The 25,317-nt window shown below is 34.4% G+C and carries 23 protein-coding genes; 12 read left to right on the forward strand and 11 right to left on the reverse strand.

Annotated features, from left to right (window positions below; all coding sequences use genetic code 11):
* From GOQ16_RS18410 to GOQ16_RS09690, 12 genes are all read left to right on the forward strand, one after another.
* The coding region (locus GOQ16_RS18410; protein WP_160069078.1) for a transposase at window positions 1-333 on the forward strand (333 nt) is incomplete at its 5' end.
* Window positions 334-1,058: 725 nt separating this feature from the next.
* On the forward strand, window positions 1,059-1,451 hold the full coding sequence (locus GOQ16_RS09640; RefSeq protein WP_160069079.1) for a single-stranded DNA-binding protein: 393 nt from the start codon (window positions 1,059-1,061) through the stop codon (window positions 1,449-1,451).
* 44 nt (window positions 1,452-1,495) lie between these two features.
* On the forward strand, window positions 1,496-2,569 hold the full coding sequence (locus tag GOQ16_RS09645; protein WP_160069080.1) for a DUF932 domain-containing protein: 1,074 nt from the start codon (window positions 1,496-1,498) through the stop codon (window positions 2,567-2,569).
* Window positions 2,570-2,622: 53 nt separating this feature from the next.
* Window positions 2,623-3,099, forward strand: a complete 477-nt coding sequence (locus tag GOQ16_RS09650) for a DUF1281 family ferredoxin-like fold protein (protein WP_160069081.1) — start codon at window positions 2,623-2,625, stop codon at window positions 3,097-3,099.
* 542 nt (window positions 3,100-3,641) lie between these two features.
* Window positions 3,642-5,570 (forward strand): ATP-dependent nuclease, encoded by a 1,929-nt coding sequence (locus tag GOQ16_RS09655; protein WP_160069082.1) that lies wholly within the window; start codon window positions 3,642-3,644, stop codon window positions 5,568-5,570.
* Entirely contained in the window at window positions 5,570-7,390 is a 1,821-nt protein-coding gene (locus tag GOQ16_RS09660; RefSeq protein WP_160069083.1) for a UvrD-helicase domain-containing protein, read from the forward strand. Before GOQ16_RS09655 ends, GOQ16_RS09660 begins: the two co-directional genes overlap by 1 nt.
* A 409-nt stretch (window positions 7,391-7,799) precedes the next feature.
* The gene (locus GOQ16_RS09665; RefSeq protein ID WP_160069084.1) at window positions 7,800-9,608 is read left to right on the forward strand and encodes a type I restriction-modification system subunit M; all 1,809 of its coding nucleotides are present in this window, start codon (window positions 7,800-7,802) and stop codon (window positions 9,606-9,608) included.
* Entirely contained in the window at window positions 9,605-11,014 is a 1,410-nt protein-coding gene (locus GOQ16_RS09670; RefSeq protein WP_160069085.1) for a restriction endonuclease subunit S, read from the forward strand. Before GOQ16_RS09665 ends, GOQ16_RS09670 begins: the two co-directional genes overlap by 4 nt.
* A 2-nt stretch (window positions 11,015-11,016) precedes the next feature.
* Window positions 11,017-11,370, forward strand: a complete 354-nt coding sequence (locus GOQ16_RS09675) for a hypothetical protein (RefSeq protein WP_160069086.1) — start codon at window positions 11,017-11,019, stop codon at window positions 11,368-11,370.
* Entirely contained in the window at window positions 11,370-14,366 is a 2,997-nt protein-coding gene (locus GOQ16_RS09680) for a type I restriction endonuclease subunit R (RefSeq protein WP_160069087.1), read from the forward strand. Before GOQ16_RS09675 ends, GOQ16_RS09680 begins: the two co-directional genes overlap by 1 nt.
* Before the next feature lie 34 nt (window positions 14,367-14,400).
* The gene (locus tag GOQ16_RS09685; RefSeq protein WP_160069088.1) at window positions 14,401-15,579 is read left to right on the forward strand and encodes a hypothetical protein; all 1,179 of its coding nucleotides are present in this window, start codon (window positions 14,401-14,403) and stop codon (window positions 15,577-15,579) included.
* On the forward strand, window positions 15,579-17,840 hold the full coding sequence (locus GOQ16_RS09690; protein ID WP_160069089.1) for an NOC3 family protein: 2,262 nt from the start codon (window positions 15,579-15,581) through the stop codon (window positions 17,838-17,840). The genes GOQ16_RS09685 and GOQ16_RS09690 overlap by 1 nt, the downstream gene beginning before the upstream one ends.
* 4 nt (window positions 17,841-17,844) lie before the next feature.
* Here GOQ16_RS09690 and GOQ16_RS09695 read toward each other — a convergent pair whose 3' ends face one another.
* From GOQ16_RS09695 to GOQ16_RS09745, 11 genes are all read right to left on the reverse strand, one after another.
* The gene (locus tag GOQ16_RS09695) at window positions 17,845-18,249 is read right to left on the reverse strand and encodes a response regulator (RefSeq protein ID WP_160069090.1); all 405 of its coding nucleotides are present in this window, start codon (window positions 18,247-18,249) and stop codon (window positions 17,845-17,847) included.
* Between the two features lie 377 nt (window positions 18,250-18,626).
* Window positions 18,627-18,956 (reverse strand): molybdenum ABC transporter permease, encoded by a 330-nt coding sequence (locus GOQ16_RS09700; protein ID WP_438865729.1) that lies wholly within the window; start codon window positions 18,954-18,956, stop codon window positions 18,627-18,629.
* Between the two features lie 48 nt (window positions 18,957-19,004).
* Window positions 19,005-19,439, reverse strand: coding sequence for a DUF3872 domain-containing protein (locus GOQ16_RS09705; RefSeq protein ID WP_160069091.1), 435 nt, complete (start codon window positions 19,437-19,439; stop codon window positions 19,005-19,007).
* 12 nt (window positions 19,440-19,451) lie between these two features.
* The gene (locus tag GOQ16_RS09710) at window positions 19,452-20,012 is read right to left on the reverse strand and encodes a conjugal transfer protein TraO (protein WP_160069092.1); all 561 of its coding nucleotides are present in this window, start codon (window positions 20,010-20,012) and stop codon (window positions 19,452-19,454) included.
* A 21-nt stretch (window positions 20,013-20,033) separates the two neighbouring features.
* Complete coding sequence (gene traN / locus GOQ16_RS09715; RefSeq protein WP_160069093.1) at window positions 20,034-20,927, reverse strand: conjugative transposon protein TraN; 894 nt, start codon at window positions 20,925-20,927, stop codon at window positions 20,034-20,036.
* 26 nt (window positions 20,928-20,953) lie between these two features.
* The gene (gene traM / locus GOQ16_RS09720; RefSeq protein WP_240140996.1) at window positions 20,954-22,294 is read right to left on the reverse strand and encodes a conjugative transposon protein TraM; all 1,341 of its coding nucleotides are present in this window, start codon (window positions 22,292-22,294) and stop codon (window positions 20,954-20,956) included.
* Window positions 22,294-22,557: a nitrogen regulatory IIA protein gene (locus GOQ16_RS09725; protein WP_240140997.1), complete on the reverse strand. Its 264-nt coding sequence runs from the start codon at window positions 22,555-22,557 to the stop codon at window positions 22,294-22,296. Before GOQ16_RS09725 ends, traM begins: the two co-directional genes overlap by 1 nt.
* Before the next feature lie 17 nt (window positions 22,558-22,574).
* Window positions 22,575-22,889 carry a hypothetical protein gene (locus tag GOQ16_RS09730; RefSeq protein ID WP_240140998.1) on the reverse strand — a complete coding sequence of 105 codons (315 nt, stop codon included), beginning with the start codon at window positions 22,887-22,889 and terminating at the stop codon, window positions 22,575-22,577.
* A gap of 131 nt (window positions 22,890-23,020) precedes the next feature.
* Window positions 23,021-23,644 carry a conjugative transposon protein TraK gene (gene traK, locus GOQ16_RS09735; protein ID WP_160069094.1) on the reverse strand — a complete coding sequence of 208 codons (624 nt, stop codon included), beginning with the start codon at window positions 23,642-23,644 and terminating at the stop codon, window positions 23,021-23,023.
* 21 nt (window positions 23,645-23,665) lie between these two features.
* Window positions 23,666-24,661, reverse strand: coding sequence for a conjugative transposon protein TraJ (traJ, locus tag GOQ16_RS09740; RefSeq protein ID WP_160069095.1), 996 nt, complete (start codon window positions 24,659-24,661; stop codon window positions 23,666-23,668).
* Window positions 24,662-24,663: 2 nt separating this feature from the next.
* Window positions 24,664-25,296, reverse strand: a complete 633-nt coding sequence (locus GOQ16_RS09745; protein WP_160069096.1) for a DUF4141 domain-containing protein — start codon at window positions 25,294-25,296, stop codon at window positions 24,664-24,666.
* Between the last annotated feature and the right edge of the window lie 21 nt (window positions 25,297-25,317).

The raw sequence follows: 25,317 nt of genomic DNA on the forward strand, positions 1-25,317 counted from the left end.
AATTTCACCTGGAAAGCATCAACAGTAGCGGCCTTATATAAGGAAAGATGGGAGATTGAAACTTTCTTCAAACATCTAAAACAGCGTCTGAAAGTAACCAGTTTTGTTGGAACCTCAGAAAACGCTGTCTACATCCAAATTTGGACTGCATTAATAGGAATACTACTCTTCAAATACATACAGAAGAAAGCTAAATATGAATGGAACTTATCCAATCTGGTGAACTTTATTCGCTTAAATATATTTGTGAAAATTGATCTCTGGAAATGGGCTAATGATCCATTCTTTTCAGGTAAACCGCCTGACAAAATAGGACAATATAAACTTTTCTAAAAACCATAGGTAGGATATAATTTGATTTTTTAACAAAAGCTTTCTTAATTCATAAAAGATAGCAGATAATATGCGCCTTAAAATTTATTTAGGACAGTAATGATTTTTTAATTCAAATTTACGAATTTATTAACTTTAAAATATATAAAATATCAGCATATATGATTGTAATTAATGGATAAATTAAATCAATTGTAAATGGAAATTGCTGAGCTAAGCAGGATTTAACGTTCCTGCTTTTTTTGTGCCTTTATTTTTTATACCCAAAGCACATTTACATTTCCACCGCATTTCCCTCTGCTGTAAAAGAGCTTTTGGCTATTTCTGGAATAGAAATTTGAAAGAATGTACCTCCGCTCATTGCCCTATCAGTTCCATTTTTCAAACTTCTCTTTTCGGCTTTCACAGCCTAGCATTGTTCCACAAAAATTAGAACAGAATATTTCCATAACAAACCGGTAAAAAGGCAGCCAAAGTACGGCGGTCAGCCCACGCTCATATCCAGCCAAAAGACTACGGCATAAACGGTTTCCTCCCTAAAGGTACCCTCCAATTATTCCGTTTCCTTTTGGCCTTTCCACTTGACCGCCTTGAAGGCCTGCTTTCTTTTTTCCGGTTTTTCTTTTGGAAAAATTTATGCGAAGCGAGGCGAGCGACAACAAAAGCAAGCAGGTGATAAGAAAAGCGAACGTAACAGAATGTAAAATTTTAAAACAGGAACGATTATGAACATTATCGGACGATTGACGAAGGATGCGGAAGTACGCACAACGTCACAAGACAAACAAGTTGTAAACTTTTCAGTAGCTACAAATGAAAGCTACCGAAACAAGCAAGGCGAACGAGTGGAACAAACTACCTATTTCGATTGTGCTTATTGGATTTCTTCCAAGGTAGCAACATTACTAACAAAGGGCACTTTGGTAGAACTCACAGGTAGAGTAAGCACAAGAGCGTGGACAGGAAATGACGGAGAACCGAGAGCAGGATTAAATTTCTATACTTCACAAATTAAACTGCACGGAGCTAGCAAGAAAACGGAAGATGTGCAAGCTCCTAAATCATCCAAAAGCAAGAAAGTCACAGCAGAAGAAACGGAAGACGATCTCCCATTTTAAGAACGAGTATCAAATCATTTTTCAAACTATAAATTTTAAACATCATGGCACATAATATAAATTTCAACGAGAGAACAGGAAAATACAGCTTCTTTACAGTACAACAAAAAGCATGGCACGGTTTGGGGCAAATTGTAGAGCAATACCCAACAAGTGCAGAAGCTATCAAACACGCAGGTTTAGATTACGAAGTCGTAAAAAGTCCACTATTCACCAAAGGTTCGGGTATTATCGAGACTGCACAAGGTATCGAAATAGGCAGTAACGAACTGGAAGTACCTAACTACTTTGCGAATATTCGCACCGATAACAATGCCGTATTGGGTGTGGTCGGTAAAGATTACCACATCGTACAAAATAGAGAGGCCTTTAATTTCTTTGATGCTATTGTAGGTGGTGGCGATGGCATTCTGTACGAAACAGCAGGAGCGTTAGGGAATGGAGAGCGTATATTTATTACAGCCAAATTGCCCGATTATATTCGTGTGGGCAATGGCGATGACGTAACCGAAAAGTATATTTTCCTCACAACCTCGCACGATGGTAGCGGAAGTATTACAGCAGCATTTACACCTATTCGTATTGTTTGCCAAAATACCTTAAATGCTTCTTTACGTAATATGACGAATGTTGTGCGGATCAAACACACATCTGGAGCAAAACAACGTATTGAGAATGCTCATAAAATTATGGGATTGGCTAATACATTAAGCACACAGCTAGAAAGTATCTTCAATGGTTGGACAAAAGTAAAAGTAACAGACCAAGAGGTTAAAAAGTTAATCCAATTGGCACTTTGTCCAAATAAAGAAACATTGGATTTACTCCAAAAAGGTGCGGAAGACGAAATGTCAACAGTTTTTAAAAATGTTGTTGAAGATGCTTTTGCTTATGCAATGATAAGTGATACCCAGCAAATGGATACGACAAAAGGAACTTTATTTGGTGCGTACAATGCCGTAACAGGCTACTATCAAAATGTAAGAAATTACAAAAATGATGAAGCCAAACTGCAAAGTATTGTATTGGGTGGAACGGCTCAACTCAAGTCACAGAAAGCATTCGATTTATGTACCTCTTTTGCTACAGATGGTGCGGATATTTTAAACTTAATTTAATAAATCAACAGGCTACCACTTTAATCGGTGGTAGCCTACTAAAATCAAATAGTATGGCAAATTGGTGCAGTAACACGATAGTTTTCGAGGGAAATGAGGAAGCTATCAAACAGATAGAACAGCTTTTCCAAACCATGAAAAGCAAAGAAGAACAAACAAATCAAGGTCAATTACCTGATTTTGTCACCGATGAAAATGGTGGTTACTTTTTTAATATCTATTCGAATGAAGGCGACACAGGTATTTTTCAATACGAAACAAAATGGTCACCCAATATTGAAATTGTTCAAAAGATAGCAGCCTACTACCAGGTGAATTTTGTACAGGATTATGAGGAAATAAGTAATCTTGTTTATGGTAGAGTAACATTTTCGGACAAGCTACTCACGGATATTTATTTGGATGATGAAGATTTTGAACAATATCAGTTTGATGAAGAAACAGATACCTACTCTTTTGAGGGTGAAATCTATGACAGTGATTGTGAAATATTAGAAACGTTATTGGAAAGAAAAATTTGCCAGCCCTAAAGTATTAGGACTGGCGGCGAAAAGACGAATCCTTCCTTTGGTCGGAACCGTCTTTTCGTTTTTAATCGGAGCAACCACTTTGCAAAATCCTCCGCATAAAGCAAACAGCTTGCGAAATATTTTGACGGATTTGTGAATCCGTATTTTTGAATAGGATTTGGGAAGTTAAAAAACAATTTCTTCCGATGGTCAAAAACGTTTTTTTACTAAATATGGTGCAACCACTTTGATAAATTGTTTACTTCGTCATTTTATCAAAATAGGTTGCGAAATATTTTCGTGGGATATTCGGTATCCCAATATTTGATTTTGAATTTACATCTTTTCTTTTCACACAGCGACCAAAGAGAAGCAAAAGAACGTCGCTTGGTTGATGATGATATTTTAAAGCAATCTATTATTCGATACCTTTTTTGTTTAAATTAGCAAAAGGCTTAAAGTGTTGATTATTTCTATAAGAATTATATAAGTTAGGGTGACTTAATTTATATAGACACTAAACTTCAACACTTTATTTTTTATTTCTAACCAAATTATCGTAAATGTATTTAGCATATTTAAAAGTTGAAAACTATAAAGGAATTGAGGTAGTTGAAACAGAGTTTGATCCCAAATTAAATATAATTATTGGAGAGAATGGATGCGGAAAATCGGCAATGATTGACGCTATACGTCTGTTATATAATATTGGAGAGCCTATTAGAGAGATTTCTGTTTCATCGGACGACTTTCACCAAAAGACAGTTGAGAACGAAGGAATCAAGGCTATTCAAAAGTCTTCACTCATTACTATAACATATATTTTCAAGGGGCTATCTACAGCACAAAAAGGAGCTTTCTATGAATATATGGTAATCGATCCTAATAGGATCGAAGAAGATTATGCTAAAGTCTCGATTTCATACGAAGAGAAAGATGGAAAATATCCAAACTTCTCATACAATACAGGGAATATTGATGGACAAAAAGCCGATTATAAAACATTTGAGCTTTTCCAACACTACTATTTAGGAGCATTGAGAGATAGTACTAAAGATTTACTGAGTACTCGAAATAATATTCTTGGAAAAGTTATAAGACGATTTGTAAAGAGAGAAAAGTCTGAGTCTGAAATTGAACAAATTATTAAAGATGCTAATTCTCAATTGTTGAGTCGCGACGAAGTGAAAAATACCAGAGATGGAGTAAATACAAATCTCGAAAGTATTTTTAAAAAGGTCATTGATAATAAAATTGGTGTTAGAATTGAAGAAGCAAAAACAGAATATATTGTTAATGCTATTAAACCCTATCTTCCACATGATAGAGTAACCTTAACGGATGAAGGATTTCATCTATGGCAAAATAGTTTGGGTTTAAACAATCTGATATACATAGCAGTTGTTCTTGGTGACATAAAAGAGCAAATTAAAGATAATGGTCTTCCTCATTTCTCCCTATTAATTGAAGAACCCGAATCTCATCTCCATCCTCAATTACAATTAAGCCTCTATAACTTTCTCAATAATGCAAATGCAACCGAAAATAGTCAGTTATTTATAACGACTCATTCACCGACTTTAACTTCAAAAGTTCCTCTAAAAAATCTTATTCTTTTAGATTGTGGCAAAGCGACAAAACTTGATAAACAATTTCAAAATAGGGAGGTTGAAAAAATAGTTGAAGATACAACTAATAATAAAGCATTATTAAATGCTGATTTTGAAAATAGGATGAAGAAGCTTCAGAGATATATCGATGTAACGAAATCTCAACTCCTATTTGCAAAATCAATTTTGTTTATTGAAGGGATCTCAGAAGAACTTTTGATTTCAGCGTTTACTCTTTTGGAAGATTATAAATTGGAGGATTATAGAACTGAAATTGTTAATGTAAAAGGAACATCTTTCTATCCTTTTCTTTATCTCTTTAATAATACAAATCTATTAGAGAGAATTAACAAACCTATCTCTATTATCACAGATGATGATAGATTTACAGATTCAAAAAAATCTGAATATAGTTTTGATAATTTGATAAATGATACCACTATTCTCGATCTGTTAGATGATTCTATTCAAAAAGGACATGCAGTAACGAGAATAAAAAACTTGAATTCTGTAAAAAATAATGCGGATAACATTCAAATCTTTGAGTCATTCAAAACATTAGAATATGAAATTGCATCATTTAACATAAGTGATGATAGGAGAAATTTTAAAAGCAACTTTTTAGTAAAATATTTAGACGCCGTAGATGGTGCTAAAATCAGTAAAATTGTTGCTTATATGGCGACATTTGCTACAGATTTAATGACAGATGAGCAAAGAAGAAAAGTTGCCATTCTCCTATGGAAAACTTTACCCGCTAAAGCTGAATTTGCACAAGACTTTTCAATTCATTTGCTTGATAATTTGGAAGATGCAAAAGCATCATTTATAGTTCCAAAATATATATTAAATGCCTTAACCCATTTAAAAAACGGATTATAATGTATTTTGAAAATGAGGAGAGATTAGCTTATCTAGAAGCTAGGGGAAAAGTTATTCTGAACGCCTGTCCAGGTAGTGGAAAAACAACAACTATTGCGAAGAAGATTTTAAATTTAGAAACTTCAAAAGAAATTGGAGGTCATTCGGGTGTGGCTTGTTTATCGTTCACGAATTCTGCGAAAGACGAAATTAATGAAGCTTATAGAAAGCTAAGTGGTAAATCACTTCAGTTTCCTAATCACGTATCAACTATTGATAGTTTTATAAATAAATTTATTACACTTCCTTTTTACAATTTACTTAATCGTGATTTTAATAGACCTAAGATACTTGACCATACAAGTATCTTAGATGATATGTGGAAAACGACCTATGTGAAAAATGGAAAGACACTAGATGGTTTATTACGACCTTTGAATAACACAGAATATAAAGCAAAAAACAATCGCAGTATTTTTCATCTATATCCTCCAAGCGAAATAAGAATCGAGCCTGATGGTACTTTTTCAATAAATGGCAATCAGCCGTCTACTGATAAGGTAGATAGAGAGAATTTTAACAAGTATTGCCAGCTAATTAAAAATAAGCAATTTACAAAAGGGCTCATATCAACCGGAGACTCAGCATATATTGCACTACATTTATTAAGAAATAATCCAAAAATTTGCCAGTGGCTTAGTTTAAGATTCCCTTTTATTATAATTGATGAGGCACAGGACAATTCTTTAATACAGCACGCCATATTTGAGGAATTGGTAAAACAGGGGCTAAAAAATATTGAATTAATTGGGGATCCTTATCAAAGTCTGTATGAATGGAGAGATGCAAAACCTGATGAATTTTTAAGAAAATATGAAAGCGATCAGACGTGGCAATCGTTTGACTTGACAGATAATAGACGTTCACCTCAAAGTATCATTGATGTTTTTTCAAAAGTTAGACGTTCAGACGACTCAGTAATTAATAGTGTTGACTGTGAGGAGCAAAATAATTCTGTTATAGTGTACAAATATTCAAGCAATAACCACCAATTAATAATTAAACATTATGACGATTATTGTGCAGACAAAAAGCATCTTAATAGCAGTATTGTAGTTAGAGGAAATTCATTAAAAGACGCGTTGCTAGGAAAAAAACTAGAACAAAGACCTTGGGGAACAGAATTACCAAAAGATATTATTTATGCTAAAAACCTCTACATCAGCGGTGATATTAAAAATGCGATAAAAGAAATACGAGCAATCAGTATCCATCTCATTTATGCAGATACAACAGATTATCATTTACTGAAGGAAATTGAAAAAGAGAAGAGTATTGATCCACTCTTCAATTCTGTAATGATTGCCTTACTAGATGAATTGCCCGATTTCAGCCTAACCATTCAAGACTGGACAGCAGAAACCCAATCTTTTCTAAAAAATAGATTGAACCTTAATTATGATGTTGACTTTAATTTGCGAAGTAGAAAATCAAAGTATTTAGAAAAATCTACATTATTGGAAACGGTAAGCCAGCATTTTAAAAAATCTTTTTCTGCTTTCAATATTCCCATTACTACAATACATCAGGTAAAAGGTCAAACCTTGGACTCAATTCTTGTTTTCTTTAATGAGAAAAAGCATAAGGATAATATCATATTTGAAAACATATCAAATAATGAGAATATTTTCCCTAATGAAACGAAAAGATTAATGTATGTAGCCTTATCTAGACCAAAATATTTATTAGCAATGGCATTTCCGGATACAATTACAGATGATGAGATCATTGAGAAGTTTGGAGATAAAATTAAAATAATAACACAAGATGAATTAGGATAAAAAAATGGCCTAAATTCAAAAACAATTCGAATAGCTTCATTATGTATTATTTTCAAGGGATATTCGGTACCCCAATATTTGATGTTGAATCGAAACCTTTTTCTCTTCCCACATCAACCAAAGAGAAGCTGTATCAATTAGTATGTTATTTGTTGGTTTGAATCACCAATAAATCGTTTAATTGGTTAAATTTGTTATTTTAGAATGGTTTATGTGAATTATAATAATATTCCTTAGTATTGATTTCGGGACAGATCCATCTTGAAAGAACTAATTATATTTTTATTAATACCCAAATAGTACTAAAAACTTGGAATGAGCATTATAATTATCAAATCTTTCTGTAAAAGTTTGATTGTTTTTGCAATTTCAAAAATCGAATAGACACAGCAAATAGAAGAATTAAGATATGAGTTTAAATACACAAACCCTTCAACCGATCATCAACTTTATTTGGACAGTTGCAGACGATGTATTGATTAATAAGTTTCTTGAAAACCAGTACCAAGATGTAATACTTCCGATGACGGTTTTGAGACGTTTGGATTTAGCATTGGAAGTAACCAAAGATAAAGTACTGAAGACACACGAAGCATTTAGAGATAAAATAGATAATTTATCAGGATTGCTTACAAGTGAACAACATGGTACGGGCTTGGCATTTTATAATACCTCTCAGTTTACGATGAAAAAACTGTTGGCAGATCCTAAAAATATAGATGCTAATTTTTTAGATTATCTGAATGGTTTTTCTGAAAATGTACAAGACATTATCAGCAAATTCAAATTCAGAAATCAATTAGAAACATTTGAAAGTACAGGCATTACGTTCTCATTACTTGAAAAATTCTGTAATCCAAAAGTAGAATTAAGTCCAGATAAAATATCACCTATGGCAATGGGTTATATGTTTGAGGATTTAATTCGCAGATTCAACGAGAAAACAAATGCTGCGGCAGGTCGTCACTTTACACCTAGGGAAATCATAGAACTGATGACGCATTTGGTGTATCTTCCTGTAAAAGACAAAATTCAACAAGGCACTTTTTTGGTGTATGATCCTTGCGCAGGTTCGGGAGCGATGTTGACACAGTCAAAATTATTTGCAACCAATCCCGAAGGAGAAATAAAATCAAAAGCAACTTTCCACTTATATGGTCAAGAAAATACAGGAGAAATGTATGCAACCTGTAAATCGGATATGTTGCTAAAAAATGAAGACCCTGACAAAATAAAGTTTGGTTCTACACTGAGCGAATACGGATTTGATCCCGATTTGAAATTTAATTTCATGCTGACTAATCCTCCGTATGGAACTACTTGGAAACAAGATATAGAAAATTTAAACGTAGGAACAGCAAAGAAAATAAGCATCGTTGATAAACGCTTCAATCTGCCTATCAAAAACTTCAAAGGCGAATTGGAAGAAACATGTTTGACTTCAAGAAGTAATGATGGTCAGTTGATGTTTATGCTGCATATGCTTTCTAAAATGAAAGACCCGAAAGACGGTGGTAGCCGTATTGCTTCCGTTCATAATGGTTCAGCATTGTTTACAGGAGATGCAGGAAGTAGCGAAAGCGGTATTCGTCAATACATACTGGAAAATGATTTATTGGAATGCATTATTCAGTTACCAAATGACATGTTTTACAATACAGGTATCACGACCTATATATGGTTATTGACAAATGTAAAAGAAGCTCATCGAAAAGGTAAAGTACAGTTGATAAGCGCTTCTTCGGATGAATTTTATCAAAAAATGCGAAAAAATTTAGGAGATAAACGAGTACAGTTTAAACCTGAGCATATTCAGACCATTCAGGAAATGTATTTTGCGTTTGAGGAAAACGAATACAGCAGAATTTTCGACAATCAAGATTTTGGATTCTACCAAATAACGGTTCATCAACCTGAAAAAGATGAGAATGGAAAAAAAATAATCGATAGTAAAGGTAAACCTCGAAGTGACAGTAGTTTAAAAGATATTGAAAATGTTCCCATGAAAGATAGCATTCCCGAATATTTTAAAAAGGAGGTATTACCTTTTGCACCTGACGCTTGGTATGACAAAACTAAAATGAAGGTGGGGTATGAAATACCCTTTAGTAAATATTTTTATCAGTATGAACAGCTAAGATCATTGGATGAAATTGCTTCAGATATTTTACAGTTAGAAAGTGAAACTGACGGATTACTAAAAGAGATTGTAGAATGAGAATTAAATACAGTTATTACAGAGACAGTAGTATCTCTTGGGCAGGTAGAATCCCCAAACACTGGGAAACCAAGCGTCTTAAACATATTTTTAGAATTCAAAAACGAATTGTAGGAGAACTGGGGTACAATGTTTTGTCAATCACTCAGCATGGTATAAAAGTGAAAGATATTACCTCTGGAAAAGGACAGCTTGCTATGGATTACTCTAAATACCAAAGAATCTATACAGGTGAATTTGGAATGAACCATATGGACTTACTTACTGGATATGTTGATATTTCGAAATACGATGGGGTTATTAGTCCTGACTACCGTGTTTTTTCTCAAATAGATAATCAATCAGATAAAAATTATATGCTTAGACTTCTGCAGATGTGTTATAAGCAGAAAATTTTCTTCGCAGAAGGCCAAGGTGCGGCTCAATTAGGTAGATGGAGAATGCCATCAGACAACTTTAAAAACTTTCTATTCCCTGTCCCTCCAAAACAGGAACAAACTGCTATTGCTCGTTTTTTAGATTACAAACTGGCAAAAATAAACCGCTTTATCCGAAATAAAAAGCAGCTAATAAAATTATTAAACGAGCAAAAGGCAGCTATTATTAATAATGCGGTAACTAAAGGTTTGGATCCAAATGTAAAAACTAAACCCAGTGGTATAGAATGGCTGGGGCATATTCCAATACATTGGGAAGTAAGAAAGTTAAAGTTTGTAGCAAATTGTTTCCCTAGCAATATTGATAAGCATTCAAAGGAAGATGAAAAACAAGTAAGGCTATGTAATTACACAGATGTTTATAAAAATGATTACATAACTGATTCTATGGATTTAATGTTGGCAACAGCGACAGATGAGCAAATAGAAAAATTCACCTTATTACAGGGAGATGTAGTTATTACCAAGGATTCTGAAACTGCAAATGACATCGCCGTTCCAGCTTATGTAAAAGAACCTTTAACTAAAGTCGTATGTGGCTATCATTTAAGTGTTCTTCGACCAAATGAGAAACTTTATGGAGAATTCCTCTTTAGAGTATTGCAGTGCAAAGAAATCAATATCCAGTTTGAAATACGGTCTAATGGAGTCACAAGGGTTGGATTGGGTGTATACGATTTGAAAAATGCAAAAGTTCCCTTACCTCCAAGTAATGAACAAAGCCAAATAGTCGAATTTATATTTAATGAGACAGTTACCATTAACACTACTATTTCCAAAATAGAGAAGGAAATTGCCTTAGTAGAAGAATACAAAACAGCATTAATATCCGAGGCGGTAACGGGTAAAATCGATGTGCGAGCATACGTAATTCCTAAACATTCAGAAGAAGAAACGTATGAGGAATTGGAAGAAGAATTAAGTATGGTGGCTGAGGGTGGAGAGAAATATGAAATAGTAGAATATTAGTTATGAGTTTTTTAGCAGATATAAATATTTTAAGCGCAATAGTTGATAAACTTTTACAATACAGCGATAAGCACAAAGTAAGAGTAAATGATGCGATTACATCAATATCTAAAGCTTGGAGTTATACCTATAATTACTTGAGAAATGAAAATGGTGAGTATGTTGCTAACCAGCAATTATCGGATTTATGGAACGACGCAGCCTCTAAAACTCGATTAATAGATAGAGAGCTGGCACGGCAACTAAGTGATAAATCAAGATTTTGGATACATCCGGATATGCCAAGACAACAAAGAATATTATTACTAACTGAGGTTACGGATGAACTTGAGCGCCTAAATAAGAAATTTGAATAATGAGTAAACAAACAGATACCACCGAAAAAGGCTTGGAAGCTCACATCTCTCAATATTTGGTTGAACAGAATAAGTATGTGTTACGTGAAAACAAAGCATATGATAATGTCTCTTGTTTAGATAATGAGTTACTTTTTCAATTTTTAGAAGCGACTCAACCTAAAGCTATTGCCAAACTTAAAATGTATCATAAAGACCTATATAAGCAGAAGATAATTAAACGCTTAAATGACCAAATACAAGCTAAAGGTATTATAGAAGTGCTTCGCAAAGGCATTATAGACGGTTTTACAGATACTAAACTTCGTTTGTTTTACGACAAACCAGTTTCTGGCTATAATGCTTCTGCCAACGCTTTATATGAATCTAACCAGTTTTCTGTTATGCGCCAGGTTTACTTTTCACCAAAGGATAAAAAGTCATTAGATCTGATGATTTTTATCAATGGTATTCCGGTGATATCATTTGAATTGAAAAATGAACTTACCAAACAAAATGTACAACATGCGATAAAGCAATACAAAAATGATCGAGACCCAAATGAGGAACTATTCCGTTTGGGTAGATTAATGGTAAACTTTGCGGTAGATACGGAAGAAGTATGGATGTGTACACAACTTAAAAAAGAGAAATCTTACTTTTTACCTTTCAATAAAGGATATAATAACGGCGCAGGAAATCCGCCAAATAATGGCATCAAAACCGATTATCTATGGAAAGAAATTTTAACAAAAGCTAATCTTACAGATATTGTTCAGAACTTCTGTCAATTGATAACAGAAGAAAAGGAATATTTGGACGAAAAAGGAAAAATCAAGACTCGAAAAGAGAAGAAAATGATTTTTCCACGCTATCATCAATTACTTGCAGTGCGTAATTTATTAGCCGATGCGCAAATAAATGGTTCAGGCCAAAAATATTTAATTCAACATTCGGCAGGATCTGGTAAATCAAATTCGATTTCTTGGTTGGCACATCAATTGGTTGGTTTACATGATAAAACAGGAACTGATAATATTTTTGATACGGTAGTTGTAGTTACCGATAGAAGGGTTTTGGATGCCCAAATTCGAAACAACATTAAGCAGTTTCAACAAGTAAACGGAGTGGTTGAAGCTATTACTGAAGGGAGTAAGCAACTAAAAGAAGCGTTGGAAGAAGGGAAAAAGATCATCATTACCACTATCCAAAAATTCCCTCATATTGTTGAAGAAATTGGTGACTTGCCTGGTGCTAACTTTGCTATTATTATTGACGAAGCTCACAGCAGTTTGAGTGGACAAATGGCAAGAAAACTAAACGAGGCTTTGGCAAAGCCAAATGAAGACGATGAAATAAAAACCGATGATTATGATACTGTAACAGGTGAAGATTTAATAACAGATTTGATTAAGTCAAGAAAGTTATTGCCAAATGCCAGTTATTTTGCTTTTACAGCAACACCTAAAAACAAAACCTTAGAGTTGTTTGGTGTTCCATTTACAGAAGGCGATAAAACCAAGTTTAGAGCATTTCATTTGTACTCAATGAAACAAGCTATTGAAGAAGGTTTTATTATGGATGTATTACAGAATTATACGACCTACCAAAGCTATTATGCGTTACTCAAAAAGATTGAAGACGACCCTGAATATGACAAACTAAATGCTCAAAAGAAATTAAAAGCTTATGTAGAAAGTCACGATCATGCCATTAAGAAAAAAGCTATTCTAATCATTAGCCATTTTATAGAGAATGTTGTAAAGAAAAAGCGAATGGGTGGTTTTGCAAAAGCGATGCTGGTAACCAGCAGCAGAGCTAACGCAGTAAAGTATAAACGAGCATTTGATGATTATTTGACTAAAATAAATAGCCCTTACAAAGCGATTGTCGCATTTTCAGGAGAAATAGAGGGAGAAACTGAAGCCAGCTTAAATGGATTCTCAAGTGCAAGTATTCCTTCTGAATTTGAGAAAAATGACTACCGTTTTTTATTGGTCGCTAATAAATTTCAAACAGGTTTTGATCAACCGCTTTTGCATACAATGTATGTAGATAAAAAATTGGGGGGTGTCAATGCCGTGCAAACACTTTCAAGGCTAAACAGAAGTCATCCCTTAAAGAAAGAAACATTTGTTTTAGACTTTGCAAATACAGCGGAAGATATTGAAAAAGCATTTAAACCTTATTTTGAAAGTACCATTTTAGGTGAGGCAACTGATCCGAATAAATTATTCGATCTGCAAGATGCTTTGGATAATTTTCAAGTTTATACGAGAGAACAGGTAATTGAATTTTCGAATAAAATATTAGAAAATGTTTCTGTAGATCAGTTACATGCAATGCTTGATAGTTCTAGTACAATATTTAGAAACGATTTAGAAGAAGAACAGCAAACCGATTTTAGAGCAAAGGTTAAAACCTATGTTCGTTTATATATTTTTCTTTCTCAGATTGTCCCTTTTGAAAATCCATATTTAGAAAGACTTTATATTTTTCTAAACCATCTACAAAATAAATTAGGAGGTGAAACGTCTACTGATTTGGCACAAGGGATATTAGACAATATAGATATGGATAGCTATCGTTTGCAATTGGAAGCAACGACAAATATTGCAATGGAACAAGGTGAGGATTTAAAACCAATTCCTACTGATATGAGAGGTGGTAGTTCTGAAGCTGATATTGATCGACTTTCAAATATATTACAAACGTTCAATGATCGTTATGGAACACAATTTGAAGATGCGGACAAAGTACGTCAAATGGCAGAAAACATTGCTAGTGATGTAGCTAAGAACAAAGAGCTAATAAGCTCAATTCAGCATTCAGATGACCAAAATGCACGAATTACCAGCGATAAAGTTGTAGGAGAAGAATTGTTAAAGCATATAACCACCAACTTTGATCTTTATAAGCTTTATTCCGATAACAAGGATTTTAAAGAGGATTTTTCTGCTATGATGTTCGGTGTAGTGAAAGAACTGATCAATAGAGGAATTAATGCACACAAGTAGAATGTGTAGTTAAGTATCATATAATTGGAAATCAATGACTGAAATATCAATACCTAAAAATATCACTCCTGGCAAAATCGAGAATTTATGTAGGAAATATATAAATAATCAGGAGTTGGATGATATAACATTAAAATTACCGAGTTCGATAGATAAATACACGTATGGTTTACTAGGGGATTTATTAAAATTTATTATAACATTAAACACAAAATCTAACATCAAAGCTGTCATTCTAGACGATGAAGCTTCGAGTATCGATAGCTTCTATGATCATGAGTATGCGTATCCAATTATATCGTTATTATGGAATAAAGTTACGTTCACTGACAAAAATAGTATTAATATCAAGGGAGTTCTTAGGGAGAAGCAAAATGAATACTTTGTAAAAATGAATTCGTTGTCAAGATTGAAAGGCACTAAATACATCTTCACAAACACAGATCATTTACCACAAAGTAAGGGCTTAATAAAGTTGTTTGAAAATCAAAATGGGTTTAACGACGATGAAAATCAGATTAAAGAAAATATTAAGAAGATTTTTGATGAGTATATTTTGACATTTAACAAAAATAATCAAAGGGAGTTTGAAAGTATTCTTGATGACATTGGTGCGATAGTTTACGAATTGACTAAAAACACCTATGAATGGGGCAGAACAGATGAGAAAATGATTGAAATTTCTGAAAGTATTCGTGGTGTTTATTTTAGGTTTCATAAAAATAAGATTGATACTATTCTAAATGAATATGAGGGTACTGCTATTCAATCTTTTTTCAAACATCCATTTATTGAACAGAACTGTTTAAATAATCTTAAACAGGTTTACTATTTAGAAATTTTAGTATTTGATTCTGGTGTAGGTTTTATTGATAAGTTTTATCAAAAAGAAAATTGTACAGATCTTGAAATTATTAAGAAGTGTCTTATTAAGAATCAAACCTCTTCAAATTCAAACTTAAGGTCTAAAAAAGGTATGGGACTTGATCGAATTTTAAATATACTTAACAAAAAGGGGTTTGTAAAAATACTTACCGATAAATATTCCGTGTTTAGGGATCTTATAAAAGATAACTACAAACCAATTGATATAGATAAACTAGATGATTTAAAGCTTGAAGACTGGAATAACAATAGCTTTCACACGGATAATGTTGCCAAATCACAAGGTTCTTATATCAGTATTTTATATCCTTTTAAAAGCAATCAGTAATGGGGAAGTTTTACATTTATAACTCAACGATTGAAGATAAAAAATATAAGAATGCTACAATAATCTTTAATCCAAATATTGAGTTTGACTTTGGGGCTTTGAAAAAAGAGCTAACGGAGCATTTTAGACATTTTCATCAAACCAGTGCACTTGTTTTTCTTCACTGTTCAACCAATATTTCAGCTCAAAAAGAAGTTAAGGAAAAACTTGATGATATTTTCAGAAGTATACCTAGAGTGGAAGAAAATTCACTAAGTGAAAGTCTTTTTTACGGGGCTTACAACCGGAATGAATTTACTTTCTCTAGTAATACAAGTTTTCTAAAAAAAAATATTAAGGAAATTGTCAATCAAGGATTGTCGAATATTTTTGTTTTAAATGGAGGATTAGTCGAAAGTAGCGGGATTTCTCATCATTATGTATTCCCTTCTGGAAAACATTCATCGAAATTTTTAAGGACAGCGAATATATTAGTTCAAAAAAGTGAGATTGATTTCATTGGCTTGAATATTTTGCATCAATTTAAAAACCAGACAATTAAGAGTATTTATTGTGATACATTATCAATCAATGTTATAGGGTACTCAATTAACCAATATTTGAAACGTTTTGAAGAATTAAATGATATAAATATTCAATCTTTTAAATCTTACGATGGCATTTATAGTAAAGAGACTGTATTTGATAATGATTCTATTTTTTTAATTTCAGCCTCTACTTCAGGGGGATTGGTACATTATTTAAAGGAAAACCATCCAGAAATAGATTCAAAGGACATTTGTGTTCTATACTATCTTCCAATAGAAAAACCTTCAAACCTTTCTCTTGAAAGAGTGCTTTGTAATTTAGAACGTAAAGAAAAACTCGGATATGGGTTAAATGTTTATAAACAGTTCAAAGTAGGTGAAAAATGCATGTTTTGTGAAGATCAATCCACAGCAATTAAGATTGTTGGTGATTCCTTCAGTTTGGATGAACCTATCGTAAATACAAGGAATATTATTGCGAGTAAATATATAACAAAGTCCCTAAAAGATTTTGTAGAGGTATTTAAATTTAACGAGATTACTGATACTTCCTTAAAAGTTTCTTTTAGCGAAGATACTATCAATAGGAAGAAATACAACTTATATATTGACTACGAGAATATTATTAAAAATATTGAAAATAAGCAATTTGGAAGCCATAAAGATAAGATAGATGCTTTTGTTAATCAGTATGTACCAGCCTCGTTAAAATATATAATCCATTTAAACGATAAGGGATCAGAGTTATTAGCAAAGTACATTTTAGATAAGACAACTCCCTTCTCTAATAATTCAATTGAAGTGATTAATCAATCAGAATTAGCGGATAAAAAGATTTCTGAAGACGAATCTGGTTCCATTTTGATTGTAGCTTCTTGTATAACAAATGGTAAAAACTTACTTTATTTAAGTAGATATTTTAGAAATTACAATAATATCAGACTAATCTATTTTGTAGGAATCAATAGGATTAGCGATTCTGACAAGCATAAAGAGCTTAAAAGTAATATTAAATTTGGTTTATACGGTGCCGAAAACAGTTCATTTGTCGAGATAGAAACTATTAATTGTGATAATTCGAATATAGCAACTCCATGGGAGATAGAGTTAGATCATTTAAAAGGAATTCAGGAAGACATGGATGAAGCGTCTAGTTTTGTAATTGAAAGAATAAAAACTATAACTAGTTTTTCAAGTAAATCATTGAAAGGTGGCGCACAAAAAATTTTTTATCCTGATATATTAGGGAATGAATTAGAAATACGAAAAAATTCCGCATTCTTTAATGATAATGATTATTTTAAAAATGTAACTCAATCGGATGTTTATTTTACAATTTCTTGTGTTTTAAACAATATGAGAAACAACAGAGTTGACGGGCTTTACCAGACTAATTTTGTCAAAAATTTACTCGATCCATTTATTTTTAATCGTTTCAACGATGGAATCATTCAAGCAGCAATTCTTAGAGCAGCCAAGCCTGAGGAACTAAATTATTCATTTAGTCGAAAGAATTCTGAGGACATGTTGATGCTTTTAAAGACTTTTGCAAAACATAGTGATGAATATCAAGGAGAAGCATTGTTAGAATTTCTACACGCTGTGGCGATTGGAAAGTTGCGGTTATTTAAAGAGCATTATCGTCTTTTGATTGATGAGCTTAATGAAATTGAAAATGAACACATTAAGAGCTTGAGTAAGATAATTCTAAAAGTCTACAAGAAGAGTTTATAGAAGATTAAATTAAGAAATTGCCATTGGCAGCCCTGTCAATGGCTTTTTTGAATAATCCCCCATCACTACCAATTAGTAAATAGCTCGAAAAGCCAGTATCTAAAAGCCTCTTGCCGACTTTCTCATTGTCAATATCACTATGGGCAATAAGTTTAATTTTGGGGTATTTTGTTCTGAATTCCTGAAGTTGCGCCAATATATTTTTGTCGTAAAAGTCGAGGTCAAAAATACAAACATTTGGTAGTTCATTTAATGAAGACAATTGTGAAAATCCTTCAGCAATGTTTTCTGATCGGAACAGCACTTCAAATCCCGAAGCAATGAGGTCATTACAAATGCAATCCAGAATAGGACTTTTATCATTGATAAATGCGAGGTTGATTTTTTGTTGTGCAATACCAGTTTCCATATACAATATCTTTTTAGATGTGATGTAGCTCTGCACAAAAATAGAGCGCAGGCAACTACACTTACACCGACATTGAGGCACTGGTATACCCGACTACGAATAAGCGAGCGCCCACGCCTATGGCATGAGCGTTCTTCCTTATTGTCCCGTAGTCTTAAAAATTACCAGTTTTCAATGTGGGACTTAAAGTAAAAACACTTTAAGATTTTTCTATATGTTACTACAAAGATAGTAAAGTGCTTCCGATACGAAAACACAATCTTCATAAAATTTGCTTATATGTGAGCAGTACTATTGATATGTTCGATACCCTTATAAAACATAAAATCGGATAATTTTATGTTATCCGATTTACTATAAAAAGGTATTTATAAAAACTATTTACCTTGAACAGGTTGTTCGATGCTTGCTTTTTCCTTCTCTTTTTTTTCATTTGAATAAGCCCACAAGGCTAGTAATCCGAAAATTATCATGGCGTAAGCTATCCATTTTCCGACCCTTTCGATTAGCTTAATGAAGACAGAACTTTCATAAGATGAAAAGCCTTCGGCTCCTGTTGGACTACGTCTGTAAAACTTTCTTCTATTAATCCAGTAACGAAGTGCCAATCCTCCAATCAAAAATAGAATTCCGATAACCAATGACGCAATCATAATAAAAGCTTTAAAACTACCTTTTAAAAATACGAAAAATTTTGCTTTGACCATTTCACAAAAAGAAGAAATCCTGCTTTTTGGGCAGGATTTCTATCCCTCTTAATTAACGCTGTTAAACTGGAAATTCAATTGTTTTTCATTCCCAAAGCTATCCGAAATCCAAATATCAAAGGCTTGCGATATTGTTGAATTTGAAGTGTAATACAAGCGAAATTGTTCGGTGGGCAAAGAGTAGAGGTCATTTGGTAGATAAGGGTCATCATTGTAATACTGCAATATTCCCTTTCCATCAAATTGGAAGTAGCGTAAATAGTATTGCGTATTATGGTAATTGCCTGTACGCTGAACGGTAATGCGTATTTCTATGGTTTGTCCATTGGCAACCTCTTTAGGTATCGGCATTACATTAATTTCGAAAGGAAAATCGTTTTGTATTTCGAGCCCGTCATCTTTGCTACAAGATACCAGTGTAAAGGATGCTGAAAGGATTAGCAGTAGCAATCCTGTTTTTAATTTGTTGAATATTGCTGTCATGTTTTTCTATTTTTAAAAGTTAAATCGTAATCCAACGCCTCCCGATGGTCGGAACTGTTCGAGATCTGTACCCCACAAAACTTTTGTGCGTCCTTGTAGAATCACCACAAATCTGTCTGATAGATAGGTTTCAAAGCTCAGTCGTCCACCAGCTCCGTATATGAAATTATCCTCTGTCAGTATCTTTGAACCATCATACAATAATGTTTCTCCACGATTGATGGTTTCATAACCAATCACTCCTGTTAATGCGAAATTCAGCGTGATATTTTTTCGGGTATCGCCTAATATAAAAAAGCTGTAACCACCTTCAGCGGTATACGTTTCCTGTGGTATTTTTAGGTTTTTATAATTTTGGAATTGATGGGTGTATTCCAATGCCCACAGCTGATAATTGCCGTTTTTTCCATTGATAGTCATTCCAATATTGATGTAGTAATCATTTCCGATTTTATCATTGGACAATATTCCTGTACTAACTTCCAGTCCTTTCTGCTTTGGTACCATTCGTTGTGCCTGTGTTACCGTGATGGCCAAAAAGAGGAGCATCACGGTATAGATATATTTTTTCATTGTACTTTACTTTTAGGATTATTAAAATTTCAGGTGCATATCGTTAATCAAGTGAGCTTTGATTAAATCTGAATTTTCCACCTGAAGGGTTTGGTGTCTTCCGCCATTTCTCTCAAATATTTCAATCAGCAGTACCTTGTCATCGGCAATCGTGAATTGATCTAATAAAAACACATTCTGCTGGGTAGATTGTCCTGAAATTTCTGTAAGAGGCTTATACGTTCGAAGCGGTATCATCGTGCGTTCCTGTACCACTGTTCGGCTAGCTACTTTCTTATCGACAACTTTGAAATTGATAAAATCAATCTGAAAAGGCACATTCGTTTTGTTTTTCAATCCGGTGTGGAAATAGTATTTGCCATTGTGGATATAAATTCCTTTTAGGATAAACTGAATACCGAAACTTTTAGCTCCAATATGCTTAACTATACGTTTGTCCTTGTTGTAGATGGTTTCTAAAAGCAGACCGGCTAGTGATGGCGAATTGTTGCCTAATTCTTCAAAAAGAACATCGTTTCCATTGGCTTTGTCTACCGATTTTTGCATCGTCAAAAGATCATAACTCAATACGTCAGGATAAGGGCTGTAAAACACGTTGAAGCTGTAAAAACGTCCGTCATTGGTAATCACCGAAAAGTTGGTTTCAGTTTCAAAATCTCTTATTGATGCTTTTATTCGCAGCACATTTTCCGCATCTTCTGCTTTTCCTGCTATGAGGTAGTCACTTCCCAAATCCACATAACGTATAGCCGTTGGAAAAATTAGATGAGAAGTTTTGTCGTAGGTAACTTCCATGCGGTAAGGTTCTATCTTACCTAGTGTAAGAGGTTCTTTGGTGCTTTCTTGAGCATAAGATTGTACGGAAAAGCCGAATATCAGGGCGATTAACCAAAAGGTTTTTAAATGATTTTTCATCTTTTTAATTTTTTTATAATTCCACATTATTTTTTAGAGACCAAGAATACTTGATGCCCTGCCTTTAGGCTTACTTTGGGTGTTCTTACTTTTTTAGATAAATAACCCGAAATACCTTGTACGACGCCACGACTTAAATCTGCGGCAATCTGCTGTCCGGCATTTTGTGTAAGCATCAGACTGGTTCCGCCTGTTTGGCTCATGTTTCCTGCCATTTCAGTTAGAGCATTCATTTCGGGCGAATACGGAACATACAAACCTTGTTGCCCGTCCAGATCGTAAATCGTAATATCTACGGGGATGATATTTCCATCTAATTCTACAGACGTAATTTTTAGCTGTAAACGTCTGCTTTGAAATTTAGCATTCGCAGTAACAATAGTTCCTTTCGGAATCGTACGCTCAGGTGTTTGAGCAGCTTCCAATAAACGCAATCTCACACCAGTTTCACCGATAACCGTTTGCGCATCATGTACACAAGCTTTTATACTGTTTTTAGGTTGTACAACTTGTTCCACAGAGCCTGCAGTATAAAAACCACGGTTTCTGCTTTCACTCCAATTTTCCAAAAAAGCACTATCGGTAGGTTCACGATATAAGGCTGATACGGTATTCTTTCTTACGGACGCAAAAGACACAAAATGCTCTTTTTGGTTCGAAGCTTTTACAGTGAAATTTTCAATAGGAACAACCTTTGTGTTTTCTGTATTTGTACCTGAAGGAAGATACTTTGCTGCCATTTGATAGGACTTTTCCATTAAAGCCAATTGATCGTCTACGGTTGCAACTTTGGGTACATCTTTTTCTGCCAATTGTTCTTTTAAATCATCCACTTGCTTGCGGAGTTCGATAGCTTCCGAATTATCTTCCTCATAGAATGAACCCAATGTGTTTTGCATATTTCGGTAACTGTTCAATCCAGCATTGTTGTTTCTTCCTGAGCTTCTGTAACCGTAACCGTACCTTTCTTCGTCAGCGTAGGATTCATCGGTAAATTCATCCTTATCTTCAGTATTCCAATAGTCAGACAAAGAGGTAAGTGCATTGCGTTTTTCTTGTTCTTTATTCTGAAACATTTCTTGCTCATAAGCTTTACCCTTGTCATCGGGCATTGCTGCATCGGTAGCTTGTGGAACGACATCATTTAATCCGATATTTTCTAGTGCTTTTTTGTCTTCGGATGGTTTAAAGATGAGGTACATACAACCTGCGAAAACGACTGCCATTAAACCGAATATCAGCGGCTTTTTCAGCTTTTCTTGCGTATCTTGTGTGCTGTTTTGTAACACATCAACGGTCTTTTTCGGGATTCCCTCGGTTACCCGAACGACCGATTTTTTGTTTTCATTTTCTTTCATAAATCTCATTATTTAAATGTTGATAAGGTGTCCTGCAATCGTGTAGAAGTTTCCTTCTTTTTATGCACCGGATTTTCGATATGCTTGATGTTAACGATCTCATTGGAAGTAGCTACATCATACCATACGTTCCAAATGACAGCTGCGGTTAGCAAGAGGTACCCTATAAAAAAGTATAAGGTGAATTGCCTTTGTTTCTTTAGCGGTAGAACTCGAAATCGATTATCCAGCCTGTCAAAATACTGCTCTATATGTGCTCTTAATTTTTTCATGCTTTTCAAATTTTTGATTATCGCATTTTAAATTGCCTGTTTCGAGAGGGTAATTCCTGTGTAGGTTTATCGGATACTAAGGCGATGGCTTCTTTTCTGGTTGGTAAAGTCTCTGTGGAAAGAACTTTTAATTCCAATTTTTTCATTGAATGTCCATATTGGTCTTTCCGTTCAATTTCCAGTTTGCGCACATCAAATTTTCCGTTTTCGTGTGATAACCACATATTGCAACTTACTTTAGGCTTGTCCTCTCCATTCCATTCTAGAAAAGTTTGTATAGGTAATAAATCAGGATACAATAGTTTGTTCGTACCATTCTTGCAAGCCTCCAAAAACTTACTGATGCTGTCCTTGATTTTGTCGGGATAAGCAGCTTGTGTGAGAAAATAACCGTCATACCCTTTGTCGGTCAGCGTTTATGCAAATTTGTCTAAATCAAGTAACTGTTTCATAGTATTCGTTTTTAACGTTCAATGACTTCGATATCCCTGTTTTCTACGACTGCAAATTTTTCGATATTAAATCCTTGGGGATTGTTATCCGAGCGAACAGAGTTTAAGAGGTTGCACGAGGTAATCAGATTACGTTTGGTCACATTGCTCGAACGGATAATGAATTGTTTGGCATAGGTTCGTACCGAATAAGGATAGGTGTCGAAATTGCAAACGACACTGTCAACCTCTATGCGCTGTTGTACGTTACCCGAAATAATGCGACTGTAATAGCCTTTTTCTGATAAGTCTTTGTAATAATCAAAAGCGCTTTTATCGGCAAGATTGAAGGCTCTTTTCATGTTACTTTCAATAGCATTTTTGTCAGGAGCGAGGGTAAAAAAGAGTTCGTGAAATCTTCGTACGTGTTCTCTCGCTTCCACAGGTCTGTTGATACTTGCGTCTTGTGATAAAGCCAACATCAACGATTTGCCATTATCCAAGACATAAACTTTTTGGCGTTGCTGCTCCGCAAAGCTGTAGGACTGCCAAACGGCATATCCTACAATACTTATACAGAGTACGGCAAATACTAGGGCGTACAGCCTGATTTGGCGAAAACTATTTTCAATATTTCTTAATGTTTTAAATTCCATTTTCTTAATGTTTGATTGTTTTTATTTTCCCATCAATTTGCCACCGATGTTTCCCACGGCTGAACCAGCTCCGGCTCCAGCAATATTTCCGGCTTTCATTGCAGATTGATTTACATTTCGAGTAAAGTTTCCAGCTCCACCAGCTTGAATAATCCAGCCTGTTACCGTTGGTATTGTGAAATAACCTACAATACCGATAATCATAAAGATGATATACACGGTATTGCTGGTATCAGGTATATAAGTTGGATCGGCTAGCATGGCTATATCTCGTTCGAGTATCAGCGATTGTATCCTGGCAAGCATCGAACTAAATAAATCGGATACTGGTAACCAGAGATAAACACTGACATATCTTGTAATCCACTGTGTGAGCGTTGACTGAAAACCATCCCATACCGATATAGCAAAAGCGATTGGCCCGAGTATGGAAAGAACGATCAAAAAGAAGGTTCGTATGGTGTCAATCACCAAAGCAGCAGCTTGAAAAAGTATTTCCAATAAATTGCGAAACCAATCTTTTAGTGCTTTCTCGACTTGATAAGCCGTTCTATCCATATACATTCCTGCCATTGTTCCGATGTCAGACGGAGACCAGCCTAGTTCGTCCAGTTTTTTATCAAACTCTTCATCTGATACCATATAAGCAGTTTCTGGATTTCTGACCATTGCCTCATACTCCAATCGGTCTTTTTGCTCTTGTAATTTGTTCAGGTCAAGTACTTGATGTTCGAGTATGCCGTGAGTTCCAGTAACAATCGGACTTAGCACGGCATTTATAGTTCCCAAAACGATGGTCGGAAAAAACATGATACACAATCCTAAAGCAAACGGACGTAGCAGTGGAAAGACATCAATTGGTTCGGCACGAGCTAAAGCTTGCCAAACTTTTAATGCCACATAGAACAATGCACCTAATCCAGCCAAACCTTTAGCTACCGCCGCCATGTCACCAGCAAGTGGCATCATGTCGTCATAAAGCGATCGTAGGAGTTCGTGAAGATTATCCCATTCCATCTTTACCAGTATTTTTGGTTAGCAGTCCCGTACAGATCAAGTACTCTTTTGGCATCATTTTTCTTTTTAGCTCTTAGGTAGCTTACGGAAATGTTCTTATTGGTGTAGTAGCGTACCAAACTGTGGTATTCTTTAATCTCGTTGTACACGCGGTCAATAATATCCATGCGTTCTTTGTCGTTCAGTGACAAGCTTGAAGAGGTTACAATCTGTTTCAATTCTTTCAACAGTTCACTACTTTCATTGAGTAATGCAGAATAACCGTTACCAATAGCGACCAATTCCTGTGGCGAGAAATTTTGATCATTCATCATTTTGCCAAAATTCTGCACATACATTTCCGAAACATCGCCTACTAACAATACCGTTTGTTGAACTTTTCGGGCATCTTTTACAAGATTGTTGATCGCTTTTAGTTTATCGTAATATTCCTTTCCTTGGTCATACATTTTCTTTACTTCGTTGAAGTTTTTTACCACGTTGCTCACCGTCGCAGAAGTTTGTATGATTTCGTTTGCGGAGTTGAGAATACCCGATGCCAGATTTGCAGGATCGGTAACTACAAATTGGGCTTTTGCTGAAGGTGCTGCGATTAGCATCAATGCTGTGCACAGCAGATAAATTACTTTTTTCATTATTTCTGATTTTTTAAGTTG

Source organism: Sphingobacterium bovisgrunnientis (assembly GCF_009829085.1).
Lineage (GTDB): Bacteria > Bacteroidota > Bacteroidia > Sphingobacteriales > Sphingobacteriaceae > Sphingobacterium > Sphingobacterium bovisgrunnientis.

What these genes read in the sequence shown, in the direction of transcription:
- GOQ16_RS09670 (WP_160069085.1), top strand. Translation starts at nt 9,605, where the DNA reads ATGAGAATTAAATACAGTTATTACAGAGACAGTAGTATCTCTTGGGCA.
- traM (WP_240140996.1), bottom strand. Translation starts at nt 22,294, where the DNA reads ATGAGATTTATGAAAGAAAATGAAAACAAAAAATCGGTCGTTCGGGTA.
- GOQ16_RS09725 (WP_240140997.1), bottom strand. Translation starts at nt 22,557, where the DNA reads ATGAAAAAATTAAGAGCACATATAGAGCAGTATTTTGACAGGCTGGAT.
- GOQ16_RS09660 (WP_160069083.1), top strand. Translation starts at nt 5,570, where the DNA reads ATGTATTTTGAAAATGAGGAGAGATTAGCTTATCTAGAAGCTAGGGGA.
- GOQ16_RS09705 (WP_160069091.1), bottom strand. Translation starts at nt 19,439, where the DNA reads ATGACAGCAATATTCAACAAATTAAAAACAGGATTGCTACTGCTAATC.
- GOQ16_RS09700 (WP_438865729.1), bottom strand. Translation starts at nt 18,956, where the DNA reads ATGGTCAAAGCAAAATTTTTCGTATTTTTAAAAGGTAGTTTTAAAGCT.
- GOQ16_RS09645 (WP_160069080.1), top strand. Translation starts at nt 1,496, where the DNA reads ATGGCACATAATATAAATTTCAACGAGAGAACAGGAAAATACAGCTTC.
- GOQ16_RS09655 (WP_160069082.1), top strand. Translation starts at nt 3,642, where the DNA reads ATGTATTTAGCATATTTAAAAGTTGAAAACTATAAAGGAATTGAGGTA.
- GOQ16_RS09690 (WP_160069089.1), top strand. Translation starts at nt 15,579, where the DNA reads ATGGGGAAGTTTTACATTTATAACTCAACGATTGAAGATAAAAAATAT.
- GOQ16_RS09665 (WP_160069084.1), top strand. Translation starts at nt 7,800, where the DNA reads ATGAGTTTAAATACACAAACCCTTCAACCGATCATCAACTTTATTTGG.
- GOQ16_RS09710 (WP_160069092.1), bottom strand. Translation starts at nt 20,012, where the DNA reads ATGAAAAAATATATCTATACCGTGATGCTCCTCTTTTTGGCCATCACG.
- GOQ16_RS09695 (WP_160069090.1), bottom strand. Translation starts at nt 18,249, where the DNA reads ATGGAAACTGGTATTGCACAACAAAAAATCAACCTCGCATTTATCAAT.
- GOQ16_RS09640 (WP_160069079.1), top strand. Translation starts at nt 1,059, where the DNA reads ATGAACATTATCGGACGATTGACGAAGGATGCGGAAGTACGCACAACG.
- GOQ16_RS09680 (WP_160069087.1), top strand. Translation starts at nt 11,370, where the DNA reads ATGAGTAAACAAACAGATACCACCGAAAAAGGCTTGGAAGCTCACATC.
- GOQ16_RS09675 (WP_160069086.1), top strand. Translation starts at nt 11,017, where the DNA reads ATGAGTTTTTTAGCAGATATAAATATTTTAAGCGCAATAGTTGATAAA.
- traN (WP_160069093.1), bottom strand. Translation starts at nt 20,927, where the DNA reads ATGAAAAATCATTTAAAAACCTTTTGGTTAATCGCCCTGATATTCGGC.
- GOQ16_RS09685 (WP_160069088.1), top strand. Translation starts at nt 14,401, where the DNA reads ATGACTGAAATATCAATACCTAAAAATATCACTCCTGGCAAAATCGAG.
- traK (WP_160069094.1), bottom strand. Translation starts at nt 23,644, where the DNA reads ATGGAATTTAAAACATTAAGAAATATTGAAAATAGTTTTCGCCAAATC.
- GOQ16_RS09650 (WP_160069081.1), top strand. Translation starts at nt 2,623, where the DNA reads ATGGCAAATTGGTGCAGTAACACGATAGTTTTCGAGGGAAATGAGGAA.
- GOQ16_RS09745 (WP_160069096.1), bottom strand. Translation starts at nt 25,296, where the DNA reads ATGAAAAAAGTAATTTATCTGCTGTGCACAGCATTGATGCTAATCGCA.
- traJ (WP_160069095.1), bottom strand. Translation starts at nt 24,661, where the DNA reads ATGGAATGGGATAATCTTCACGAACTCCTACGATCGCTTTATGACGAC.